Origin of the sequence: Klebsiella sp. SWET4, from assembly GCF_024296565.1 — a bacterium.
In the GTDB taxonomy this organism is placed as follows: Bacteria; Pseudomonadota; Gammaproteobacteria; order Enterobacterales; family Enterobacteriaceae; genus Klebsiella; species Klebsiella variicola.
On sequence record NZ_JANCOB010000004.1, the window covers coordinates 1 to 12,274 of the forward strand.

Below are 12,274 nucleotides of genomic sequence, written 5' to 3' on the forward strand. Positions count from 1 at the left end.
AGGATGAGAAGCTTCGACTAAGGTTCGACTCGAGCGCCAGCGAGAGAACGTTGCCGCAGGCAATGGTCCGAAGGGCGAGGAGCGATAGCGACGAGTTATCCTTCCCCCTCTATTCTCGCGCTCTCTGCAACCACCTGTACTGCTACCTCCTCGCTCGCGCTTCGCTTAGCGAGGCTACAAGCACTGTTTTGCTACCCCCTCGCTCGCGCTTCGCTTAGCGAGGCTACAGGTGGCGCCGTCTGGTAGCCCGGACAGGTGCGCAGCACCGCCTCCGGGAAACTCACAGCGGTGGCAAACGCCTTTTTACCGGCGAGCTTTTCACCACCGAGGTGTTACACTGCGCATACTCGGCCAGACCGTCCAGCAGGGTATCCAGCTGGGCAATATCGCGCACCACGAGGCGCATCACGAAACAATCTTCCCCGGTCACTTTGTCACTTTCAATGCATTCCGGCATCGCCTGGATATATTTATCCACTTTCTGCAGCAGCCCAGGCAGCGGCCGGACCCGCACCAGCGCCTGGAGGCTGTAGCCCAGCGCGGCGAGATTCACCCGCGCACCATAGCCCTGAATGACGCCCCGCTCCTCCAGGCGCTTCACCCGCTCGGCCGTGCTCGGCGAGGTCAGCCCTACTCGCGCGCTCAATACCTTTAGCGAGACTCTGGCATCCTGAGTCAGGCAAGTGAGGATGGCCCGGTCAATTTCATCAAGTACGTCATTCATGTTTTTCACCTAATTATAAAAGGCATTCGCGTCTTTCTACCTTAATTCAGCCATATCACCCTGTCAGGGTTTTTCGCACAATAACTGAAAAATGATGGAGGTGAAAAATGCAACTTACCCGCGGCGTCTGGCAAATGAGCCTGGCAATGATAATCTCCGGCTCGATCGGCGCGTTCGTGCTGCTCTCTGGTTTGCCGGTGATGGATGTGGTGTTCTGGCGCTGCCTGATTGGCGCGCTAACCTTACTGGTGTTTATCGTGTTAAGCGGCCAGCCCTTCAGCCGGCTAACGCGTTTCACTCTCGCTCTGGCAGTAATTGGCGGCGCGGCGCTGGTCGTCAACTGGCTGCTGCTGTTTGCCGCCTATTCGCGGATCTCAATCGGTATGGCCACCGTGGTCTATAACACCCAGCCGTTTATGCTGGTACTGATGGGGATGGTGCTGGGGGAACGGGTCAGCGCCGTGAAATGGGGATGGCTACTGCTGGCCTTTGGCGGCGTAGTGATCCTGTTGTCAAGCGAGCTGACGTCTGCGCATGGAGAGGGGCTTACCACCGGCGTTTTGCTGGCGCTGGGCGCGGCATTCTTCTATGCCCTGACCGCCATTATCGCGCGCAAATTGCATCCGCTCCCCGCGCAGCATATCGCCTTTATTCAGGTGCTCGTTGGCGTCGTGATGCTGCTGCCGCTGGTGCATGCCCCCGAATGGACGGCCAGCTTCCCCTGGCGCTATCTGCTGATCCTCGGCATCGTCCATACCGGGATCATGTATCAGCTTTTATATAGCGCGATACAGAAACTGCCGACGCCCATTACCGGTTCGCTCTCCTTTATTTATCCGCTGGTGGCAATGGTGGTCGACTATCTGGTCTTCCACCATGCGTTGACCCCTGTGCAGTTGATTGGCGGGATGCTTATTCTGTTTGCCGCCGCAGGGAATAACCTCGGCTGGGGCGAAAAAAACCCCGCCGCGGCGGGGTCAGTGAGCAGTCGCGGGCCAGTTAGCGACGGGCGCGGACAATCTGGTATTTGCGCGTCAGGTATTCGACCGGCGCGCTCCAGATATGAACCAGACGGGAGAACGGGAACAGCAGGAACAGGGTCATGCCCAGCACCAGATGAACGCGGAAAATAAATGCCACGCCATCCAGATGCTGTGACGCGCCGCCGTGGAACGTCACCACCGACTGCGCCCAGCCAACCAGCTTCATCATTTCACTGCCGTCCATATGCTGGGCTGAGAATGGGATCGTCAGCAGGCCGAGCGCACACTGCACCATCAGCAAGGAGAGGATCAGAATATCCGCTCCGGTGGTGGTGGCGCGAACGCGCGGGCTGAGCAGACGACGCTTGAGCAGCAGTAACCCGCCCACCAGGGTCATCACGCCGCAGGCGCCGCCGGCGATCATCGCCATCTTCTGCTTGACGTCGATCGGCAGAAAGGACTCATACATCCAGTGCGGGGTCAGCATGCCGAGGAAGTGGCCGGCGAAAATACCCAGGATGCCGATATGGAACAGGTTCGACGCCAGGTTCATCCCCTTACGGTCCAGCATCTGGCTGGAGGCGGCGCGCCAGGTGTACTGGCCATAGTCATAGCGCAGCCAGCTGCCGATCAGAAACACCGAGCCCGCAATGTACGGATAAATGTCAAAGAAGAACATATTCAGGAAGTGCATTATTGCTGTCCTCCGTTAGAGATATTCAGATATTGCGGGGCTACGGCTCCGGCAAAACGACGCTGGTGAGCGGAAATTTCCGACTCGCCGCAGCCCTGGTCGGCAAAGAATTTGACCTGTTCTTCTTCCCAGACCGCATCCAGCGCCTGCGGCGTATCGTCGCGCGCCTCGTCGGCAATCTTCTCCGCCACCTTCTGACTGTCGACCTGGGTATTGGCCAGCTTCAGCAACAGCTCGAACAGCACCGCATAGCGACTTTCGCGCTGCTGCAGGCGCGCGCTGAGCAGGCCGAGGATCGGCGCGACGTCCCGCAGGCCGCCGAGCGCTTCCTCTTCCGGCAGTTGCGCCAGATACTCCAGATACAGCGGCAGATGATCCGGCAGCTCGTGGCTGTCAAGCAGCAGACCGTGGCGCTCATACTGCGCCATCAGATCCACCATCGCCTGTCCGCGATCGCGGGATTCGCCGTGGACATGTTCAAACAGCAGCAGCGAGGTGGCGCGGCCGCGGTCAAACAGTTCGCTATAGGCCGCCTGGGCGTCCAGCGGATCCTGAGCCACTAAATCGCGCAGGAAAACGCCCAGCGCGTGGGCATCCTCTTTGCTGAGTTTCTCTGATGACGCGAGCGCCTCGAACATCTCCTGCTGATGCTGCCATAAGGCAGCGTCAGGGTATTCGAGCAGACGCGACATAATCACGAGTTCAATCATGCGTGCGGCTCCGTTTTGCTGGTCACGTCGATAGCGTCGATGCGACGGCTGTTGAACAGGTTGAACTGGCTGTCCGAGCCGTGGCAGCCATCGCCAAAGCTGAAGCCGCAGCCGTTTTTCTCCGGAAACGCTTCTCGCGCCTGTTCACGGTGGCTGCTCGGCACCACGAAACGATCTTCGTAGTTAGCGATCGCCAGATAGCGGTACATCTCCTGGGCCTGCGCTTCGCTCAGCCCCACCTCTTCCAGCGCGCGGGTATCGACGACGCCGTCAACGGTTTCCGCACGTTTATAGTGGCGCATCGCCAGCATGCGTTTCAGGGCCAGCAGGACCGGCTGGGTATCGCCCGCGGTCAGCAGGTTCGCCAGGTATTGCACCGGAATACGCAGGCTTTCCACGTCCGGCAGAATACCGTTGCTACCCAATTCGCCAGCGTCCGCAGCCGACTGAATTGGCGACAGAGGCGGCACGTACCAGACCATTGGCAGGGTGCGATATTCCGGGTGCAGCGGCAGGGCCAGCTTCCAGTCCATCGCCATTTTGTAGACCGGCGACTGCTGCGCAGCCTCAATGACCCCCTGCGGTACGCCATCTTTTAACGCCTGTTCAATCACTTTTGGGTCGTTTGGATCGAGGAACACATCCAGCTGGCGCTGATACAGATCTTTCTCGTTCTCGGTGCTGGCGGCGTTTTCAATCGCATCTGCGTCATACAGCAGTACGCCAAGGTAGCGGATACGGCCCACGCAGGTTTCGGAGCACACCGTCGGCATTCCGGATTCAATACGCGGGTAGCAGAAGATGCATTTCTCGGATTTCCCGCTCTTCCAGTTGAAATAGATCTTCTTGTACGGACAGCCGGTGATACACATCCGCCAGCCGCGGCACTTGTCCTGGTCGATCAGTACGATGCCGTCTTCTTCACGCTTATAGATAGCGCCGCTCGGGCAGGTCGCGACGCAGGCCGGGTTCAGGCAGTGCTCGCACAAGCGCGGCAGATACATCATGAAGGTGTTTTCGAACTGACCGTACATCGCCTTCTGCATGTTGTCGAAGTTCTGATCTTTGGCGCGTTTTTCGAACTCGCCGCCGAGGATCTCTTCCCAGTTCGGACCGCTGGTGATCTTGTCCATCCGCTGGCCGGTGATCAGCGAGCGCGGGCGGGCGATCGGCTGATGTTTGCTTTCCGGCGCGTTATGCAGATTCTGGTAGTCATAATCAAACGGCTCGTAGTAATCATCGATCCCCGGCAGATGCGGGTTGGCGAAGATTTTACCCAGCAGCATCGCGCGGTTGCCCATGCGCGGCTGCAGTTTACCGTTGATTTTGCGGATCCAGCCGCCCTTCCATTTTTCCTGGTTTTCCCAGTCGTTCGGAAAGCCAACGCCAGGTTTGCTCTCCACGTTGTTGAACCAGGCGTATTCCATCCCTTCCCGGCTGGTCCAGACGTTTTTACAGGTCACCGAACAGGTATGGCAGCCGATGCACTTATCGAGATTCAGCACCATGCCGACTTGTGAACGAATTTTCATTTTACGCTCTCCTGTACCTGGTCGTTGCCTTCGCCGTCTAACCAGTTAATGTTCTTCATCTTACGTACCACTACAAACTCATCGCGGTTGGAGCCGACGGTACCGTAGTAGTTAAAGCCATAGGCCAGGTGGCCGTAGCCGCCGATCATGTGGGTCGGTTTTGGCGTAATACGGGTGACGGAGTTGTGGATCCCCCCGCGCTGACCGGTGATTTCAGATCCCGGCAGGTTCACGATGCGTTCCTGCGCGTGATACATCATGGTCATCCCGGCCGGTACACGCTGGCTCACCACCGCACGCGCCGTCAGGGCGCCGTTGGCGTTAAACACTTCGATCCAGTCGTTATCTTCGATACCCAGATCTTTCGCATCCGCTTCGCTCATCCAGACGATCGGCCCGCCGCGCGACAGGGTCAGCATCAGCAGGTTATCGCTGTAGGTCGAGTGGATACCCCATTTCTGGTGCGGGGTCAGGAAGTTCAGCGCCTTCTCCGGGTTGCCGTTGGACTTCTCGCCCATCACCGCTTTCACCGAACGGGTGTCGATCGGCGGACGATAGACCAGCAGGCTTTCACCAAAGTCGCGCATCCACTGATGATCCTGATACAGCGATTGACGGCCGGACAGCGTCCGCCACGGGATCAGCTCGTGAACGTTGGTATACCCAGCGTTATAGGAGACATGTTCATCTTCCAGGCCAGACCAGGTCGGGCTGGAGATAATCTTCCGCGGCTGCGCCTGAATATCGCGGAAGCGGATCTTCTCGTCTTCTTTGTTCAGCGCCAGGTGCGCGTGCTCGCGACCGGTGATCTCGCTCAGCGCTTTCCACGCCTTCACCGCCACCTGACCGTTGGTCTCCGGCGCCAGGGTGAGGATCATTTCCGCGGCGTCGATGGCCGTTTCCAGCTTCGGCTGGCCTTTCGCCGGGCCTTCCGCCTTGGTGTAGTTGAGCTTACGCAGCAGGTCCATCTCGCTCTGGGTGTTCCAGGCGATGCCTTTTCCGCCGTTGCCGATGGTTTCCAGCAGCGGACCGATCGAGGTGAAACGTTCGTAAGTCGCCGGGTAATCACGCTCAACCGGAATAATATGCGGCGCGGTTTTCCCCGGGATGAGATCGCATTCGCCTTTTTTCCAGTCTTTGACATCCAGCGGCTGCGCCATTTCCGCGGCGGAGTCGTGCTGGATCGGCAGCGTGACGACGTCGGTTTCTTTGCCGAGGTGGCCCACGCAGACTTCAGAGAATTTCTTCGCGATACCTTTATAGATATCCCAGTCGCTCTTCGATTCCCAGGCCGGGTCAACGGCGGCCGACAGCGGGTGAATAAACGGATGCATATCCGAGGTATTCATGTCGTCTTTTTCGTACCAGGTGGCGGTCGGCAGCACGATGTCGGAGTAGAGACAGGTGCTCGACAGACGGAAATCGAGGGTCACCACCAGATCCAGTTTGCCGTCGAGGCCGTTATCCCGCCATTCGACTTCTTCCGGCTTCACGCCGCCCTGCTTGCCGAGGTCTTTGCCCTGAATGCCGTTCTCGGTACCCAGCAGGTACTTGAGCATATACTCATGGCCTTTACCGGAGGAGCCCAGCAGGTTGGAGCGCCAGATAAACAGGTTACGCGGGTGGTTTTTACCATTTTCCGGCTGCTCGGCCGCAAAGCGAATCGAGCCCTCTTTCAACGACTTCACGGTGTAATCCACCGGGGTCATGCCGGCTTTTTTCGCTTCATCAGCGATACGCAGCGGGTTCACCCCTAACTGCGGCGCAGACGGCAGCCAGCCCATGCGCTCTGCGCGCACGTTAAAGTCGATCAGGTGGCCGCTGTAACGGGATTTATCCGCCATCGGCGACAGCAGTTCCTGCGCGGTCACGGTTTCATAACGCCACTGGCTGGAGTGGTTATAGAAGTACGAGGTACTGTTCATGTGACGTGCCGGACGCTGCCAGTCAAGGGCGAACGCCAGCGGCTGCCAGCCGGTCTGCGGACGCAGTTTTTCCTGGCCCACATAGTGCGCCCAACCGCCGCCGCTCTGACCGACGCAGCCGCAGAAGACCAGCATATTGATCAGGCCGCGGTAGTTCATGTCGAGGTGGAACCAGTGGTTGAGGCCCGCCCCGACGATAATCATCGAGCGACCATGGGTCTTATCGGCGTTATCAGCAAATTCGCGTGCAGTGCGGATGATGTGCGCGCGGGAGACGCCGGTGATCTTCTCCGCCCAGGCCGGGGTGTAGGCTTTCATGTCATCGTAGCCGGTGGCGCAGTTTTCATCGTTCAGACCGCGTTCCAGGCCATAGTTGGCCATGGTCAGATCGTAAACGGTGGTCACCAAAGCGGTGGAGCCGTCGGCCAACTGCAGGCGTTTGGCCGGCAGTTTGTGCAGCAGAATATTTTCGAGGTCGACTTTGTTGAAGTGCTCAGAACCTTCGCCGCCGAAGTAAGGGAAGCCGACGTTCGCCACTTCATCATGGCTGCCCAGCAGGCTCAGACGCAGCTCAATCTCTTCGCCAGTTTTACCGTCGCGCTGTTCGAGGTTCCATTTGCCTTTGTCGCCCCAGCGGAATCCGAGGGAACCGTTCGGTACGGTCATGTCGCCCTTCTCGTCAAAGGCGACGGTTTTCCATTCCGGATTGTTCTCCTGACCAAGGGAATCCACGAGGTCGGAGGCGCGCAGCGTACGGCCAGCGGCATAATAACCGTCGCGCTCCTCGAGCATCACCAGCATCGGCATATCGGTATAGCGGCGCACATAATCGGTGAAGTACTGGCTCGGTTTATCGAGATGGAACTCGCGCAGCATCACATGGCCCATCGCCAGCGCCATCGCGGCATCGGTACCCTGCTTCGGCGCCAGCCACAGATCGCAGAGTTTGGCGATTTCGGCGTAGTCTGGGGTGATCGCCACGGTTTTGGTGCCTTTGTAGCGGACTTCGGTAAAGAAGTGGGCATCCGGGGTACGGGTCTGCGGCACGTTGGAGCCCCAGGCGATAATGTAGCTGGAGTTATACCAATCCGCCGATTCGGGGACGTCGGTCTGTTCGCCCCAGGTCATCGGCGAAGCTGGCGGCAGGTCGCAGTACCAGTCGTAGAAGCTCAGGCAGGTGCCGCCGATCAGCGACAGATAACGGGCGCCGGAGGCGTAGGAAACCATCGACATCGCCGGGATCGGCGAGAAACCGGCCACGCGGTCCGGACCGTAAGTTTTGACGGTATAGACGTTGGAGGCGGCAATCAGCTCATTCACTTCCTGCCAGGAGGAGCGGACAAACCCGCCGCGACCGCGAGCCTGTTTGAAGCTTTTGGCTTTGTCGGCGTCTTCAATAATCGAGGCCCATGCCTCAACCGGATCGCTATGCTGAACTTTCGCTTCCCGCCACATCTTCATCAGACGTTTACGCATCAGCGGGTATTTCAGGCGGTTCGCGCTGTACAAATACCAGGAGTAGCTGGCACCGCGCGGGCAACCGCGTGGTTCGTGGTTCGGCAGGTCCGGACGGGTGCGCGGGTAGTCAGTCTGCTGCGTTTCCCAGGTCACCAGACCGTTTTTCACATAAATCTTCCAGCTGCATGAGCCGGTGCAGTTGACACCGTGAGTGGAACGCACAATTTTGTCATGCTGCCAACGTTGACGGTATCCATCCTCCCAGTCCCGGTTGGTGTTTAGAAGCTGGCCGTGCCCATCGGCAAAGGTTTCACCCTTCTGTTTGAAGTAGCGAAACCGGTCCAGGAATTTACTCATCGGGTTTCTCCTGATATGGAGCCTGACGGCTCTCTGATAAATCGACATTGCTGGATTTGCAGCGAAGGTAACGCTATGAAAGAGGGCGAGAATTGATGGCGATCAATCCGGACTGGCTTGTCAAAGCGGAGGGAAACCGCGATTACCACCAAGGTGGTATGAGATACTATTTTTTAATTTTATGTTTTATAAGCTCTTTTTCCTAAAAAGCCGTCATCATGGAAGGATTTGTTAACAAAGGAGGTATTAAGGGGTAGAGCCGTTTCGCTGGCAAGCCGTCCCTTCCCGGCTCTGTGGCCAATATGAATCAAATCATCCATTAGTATGTTGTAACTAACGAATAACGTAAAAAAAGGCGCCGCCCTGGGAGCGCGCCTTTTCAAACGTCATGATGAACGCGGCGGATTACTGACGCTTACGGCCGTATACCGCCCAGGTGATGATCACGCAGGCGATATAGAAGATCAGGAAGATTTTCATCGCGCCGGCCGGCGAACCGGTCAGATCCAGCGAGATACCGAATGCTTTTGGAATAAAGAAGCCGCCGATGGCGCCAATAGCGGAGATAAAGCCCAGCGCCGCCGCAGTATCGGTCGCCGCCTCGCGCATCGCCTGCGCTTCGCTGCCGCCCTGGGCCTTCACGCGGTCCATGGTCAGCTTACGGAAGATCACGGAGATCATCTGGAAGGTGGAGGCGCTCCCCAGCCCGGCGGTCAGGAACAGCACCATGAACACCGCGAAGAAGGCGATGAAGTTGCCGCCCTGGCCGTTAGTCGGCAGGGTCAGGAACAGCAGCGCGCAGAAGACAGCCATCACCACGAAGTTGACCAGCGTCACGCGAGTCCCGCCGAGACGATCGGAGATCGCCCCGCCCATCGAACGCGCCAGCGCGCCAATAAAGGGGCCGAAGAAGGCGTAGTGCAGGATCTGCACGTCCGGGAACTGGGTTTTCGACAGCATGGCGAAGCCGGCGGAGAATCCGATGAAGGAGCCGAAGGTGGCCAGATAGAGCAGCGCCATAATCCACAGGTGCAGGCGTTTGAGCACCGGCAGCTGTTCGCTCAGCGAGGCTTTAGAAGCCGACAGGTCGTTCATAAAGAACCACGCCGCCAGGGTGAAAATAATCAGGAAAGGTACCCAGATCCACGCGGCGTTTTCCAGATACAGCATTGAGCCGTCCGGCTGCTCGCTGCCGGTCCCGCCAAAAAAGGCAAACACTGAGACCGACACCACCAGCGGCGCGACCAGCTGCATCACGCTGACGCCCATATTACCAAGGCCGCCATTGACGCCGAGCGCCCCGCCCTGCTTCGCTTTCGGGAAGAAGAAGCTGATGTTAGCCATACTGGAGGCAAAGTTGGCCCCGGCGAAGCCGCACAGCAGCGAGATAATCACGAAGACGCTAAACGGCGTGGAAGTATCCTGGACCGCAAAGCCCAGCCAGACGCACGGAATAATCATGATCCCGGTGCTGAACGCCGTCCAGCGACGGCCGCCGAACAGCGGCACCATGAAAGCGTAAGGCACGCGCAATAAGGCGCCAGACAGCGCCGGCAGTGCGGTCAGCATAAACAGCTGATCGGTCGTAAACTGAAAGCCCACTTTGTTGAGATTAACGGCGACGGCGCTGAACAACATCCATACGCAGAACGCCAGTAACAGACAGGGAACGGAGATCCATAGATTACGGCTCGCCACACGGTGACCGCGCTGTTGCCAGAATTCAGGATCTTCAGGGCGCCAGTCGGTAATGACCGAGCGGTTAGCCTTCTCCGGTAGGGAAGATTGACTCATAGATACCTCTGATTATTCATATTTCCTGCCGCTACCTTAGGGGTTGCCCGGGGCGGTAAGTTGATATAAATCAAAGGAAAAGCGCGCACTAATTTGTGCAAAAATAAACCATGCTCCGAAGTGAGTAGAGAAAGGTGAGGAAAAAAGTGTGGTTTTTCACGCGGCTGCCGGGTTGCGTATAACCCCACCCCCAATAGCGCCTACCACCGACAATTAAGGAGTAACTCTTTAGGGGTATGGGTATACTCCAGGGGATAGCCGAGAATAAGCGCCACTCCCGGAGAGATCACCGGTCAGGAGCCACGCATTCCATGTTAAAACGTCTTTTTACTCCGCTGACGCTGGTCAATCAACTGGCGTTAATCGTGCTGCTCGCCACCATTATTGGCGTCGCCGGCATGGCGATCTCCGCGCGTCTGGTGAACGGCGTCCAGGGCAGCGCCCACGCGATTAACAAGGCCGGTTCATTGCGTATGCAAAGCTACCGGCTGCTGGCGGCGATCCCGCTGAATGAAAACGATCAAAAGCTGGTGTCGGACATGACCGCCACCGTCTTCAGCCCCGAGCTGCAAAATTCCGCCCGCCGCGACGGCCAGGAACAACAGTTAAAAGCGCTGCAGCAATACTGGCAGCAGGCGCTGGCCCCCGGCATGCAGCGTGCGATTAACCAGGCGGAAGTGGCTCAGGATGTCGCCGACTTTGTCGATCGTATCGACCAGCTGGTCACCGCATTCGACCACACCACCGAGCAGCGTATCGAGCGGGTAGTCTGGATCCATCGCATTCTCGCCATTGGTATGGCGCTGCTGCTGATTTTTACCATCATCTGGTTACGCGCGCGCCTGCTGCGGCCGTGGAAACAGCTGCTGGGCATGGCGCGGGCGGTCAGCCAGCGCGATTTCACCCAGCGGGCGCACATCAGCGGGCGTAACGAAATGGCGACCCTCGGCATGGCGCTGAATAACATGTCGGAAGAGCTGGCGGAAAGCTACGCGGTGCTCGAGCGGCGGGTGCAGGAGAAGACCGCCGGGCTGGAACAGAAGAACGAGATCCTTGCTTTCTTATGGCAGGCCAATCGCCGGCTGCATGCCAGCGCCCCGCTCTGCGAGCGGATTTCACCGGTACTGAATGGCCTGCAGGGGCTGACGCTGCTGCGCGATATCGAGGTACGGGTTTACGACCTGGAAGACGAAGATAATCACCAGGAGTTTACCTGCCACTCGGATTATGAATGTGATGATAAAGGCTGCTACCTCTGCCCACGCAATCTGCCCCCGCTGCCGGATGGCGGAACAACGCTGAAGTGGCGGCTGTCGGATGCGCATAATCAGTACGGCATTCTGCTGGCGACGCTGCCGGTTGGCCGCCATCTCAGCCACGATCAGCAGCAACTGGTGGATACCCTGGTGGAACAACTGACCAGTACCCTGGCGCTGGACCGCCATCAGGAGAAACAGCAGCAGCTGATCGTCATGGAAGAGCGGGCCACTATCGCCCGCGAGCTGCACGACTCCATCGCCCAGTCGCTGTCCTGTATGAAGATGCAGGTCAGCTGTCTGCAGATGCAGGGCGACGCCTTACCGGCGGAGAGCCGCCAGCTGCTGGGGCAGATACGCAACGAGCTGAATACCTCCTGGGCCCAGCTGCGGGAGCTGTTAACCACCTTCCGCCTGCAGCTGACCGAGCCGGGACTGCGCCCGGCGCTGGAGGCCAGCTGTCAGGAGTACAGCGCCCACTTCGGCTTTACGGTACAGCTTGATTATCAGCTTCCGCCGCGCTTTGTACCGTCGCATCAGGCCATTCACCTGCTGCAGATCGCCCGCGAAGCGTTAAGCAACGCCCTGAAGCATGCCAGCGCGACCGAAGTGACCGTGACGGTGTCACAACGCGATAATCAGGTCCGTCTGGTGGTGGCGGATAACGGCCGCGGCGTGCCGGATCACGCCGAGCGGAGTAACCATTACGGTTTAATTATTATGCGGGATCGCGCCCAGAGCTTGCGCGGTGACTGTCAGGTACGACGCCGGGAAACCGGCGGAACCGAAGTGATCGTCACGTTTATCCCGGAAAAAACGTTTTCCATCCAATAAGGAGACC

At 58.4% G+C, this 12,274-nt stretch carries 7 protein-coding genes, 1 other RNA gene and 1 pseudogene; 3 read left to right on the plus strand and 6 right to left on the minus strand.

Annotation, left to right across the window (positions count from 1 at the left end; translation table 11 throughout):
* A non-coding RNA gene (locus NKJ21_RS11330) (RtT sRNA) lies at window positions 1-115 on the plus strand; the annotation flags it as partial.
* 165 nt (window positions 116-280) lie between these two features.
* Here NKJ21_RS11330 and NKJ21_RS11335 read toward each other — a convergent pair.
* The gene (locus NKJ21_RS11335) at window positions 281-724 is read right to left on the minus strand and encodes an Lrp/AsnC family transcriptional regulator (RefSeq protein ID WP_004152249.1); all 444 of its coding nucleotides are present in this window, start codon (window positions 722-724) and stop codon (window positions 281-283) included.
* Window positions 725-831: 107 nt separating this feature from the next.
* Between NKJ21_RS11335 and NKJ21_RS11340 the strand changes: the two are divergent.
* Window positions 832-1,727: pseudogene (locus tag NKJ21_RS11340) on the plus strand (DMT family transporter).
* Here NKJ21_RS11340 and narI read toward each other — a convergent pair.
* The 5 genes from narI to NKJ21_RS11365 form a co-directional block, all read right to left on the minus strand.
* Entirely contained in the window at window positions 1,724-2,401 is a 678-nt protein-coding gene (gene narI / locus NKJ21_RS11345; RefSeq protein WP_002910189.1) for a respiratory nitrate reductase subunit gamma, read from the minus strand. The pseudogene NKJ21_RS11340 and the gene narI overlap by 4 nt on opposite strands.
* Window positions 2,401-3,111, minus strand: coding sequence for a nitrate reductase molybdenum cofactor assembly chaperone (narJ, locus tag NKJ21_RS11350; protein WP_012541353.1), 711 nt, complete (start codon window positions 3,109-3,111; stop codon window positions 2,401-2,403). The genes narI and narJ overlap by 1 nt, the downstream gene beginning before the upstream one ends.
* Window positions 3,108-4,643 carry a nitrate reductase subunit beta gene (gene narH / locus NKJ21_RS11355; protein ID WP_002910193.1) on the minus strand — a complete coding sequence of 512 codons (1,536 nt, stop codon included), beginning with the start codon at window positions 4,641-4,643 and terminating at the stop codon, window positions 3,108-3,110. Before narH ends, narJ begins: the two co-directional genes overlap by 4 nt.
* Window positions 4,640-8,383: a nitrate reductase subunit alpha gene (locus tag NKJ21_RS11360; protein WP_012967818.1), complete on the minus strand. Its 3,744-nt coding sequence runs from the start codon at window positions 8,381-8,383 to the stop codon at window positions 4,640-4,642. The genes narH and NKJ21_RS11360 overlap by 4 nt, the downstream gene beginning before the upstream one ends.
* A gap of 405 nt (window positions 8,384-8,788) precedes the next feature.
* On the minus strand, window positions 8,789-10,177 hold the full coding sequence (locus NKJ21_RS11365; RefSeq protein ID WP_032733224.1) for a NarK family nitrate/nitrite MFS transporter: 1,389 nt from the start codon (window positions 10,175-10,177) through the stop codon (window positions 8,789-8,791).
* Window positions 10,178-10,488: 311 nt separating this feature from the next.
* Here NKJ21_RS11365 and narX point away from each other — a divergent pair, with 311 nt between their 5' ends.
* The gene (gene narX, locus NKJ21_RS11370) at window positions 10,489-12,267 is read left to right on the plus strand and encodes a nitrate/nitrite two-component system sensor histidine kinase NarX (RefSeq protein ID WP_110235698.1); all 1,779 of its coding nucleotides are present in this window, start codon (window positions 10,489-10,491) and stop codon (window positions 12,265-12,267) included.
* Window positions 12,268-12,274: the final 7 nt, after the last annotated feature.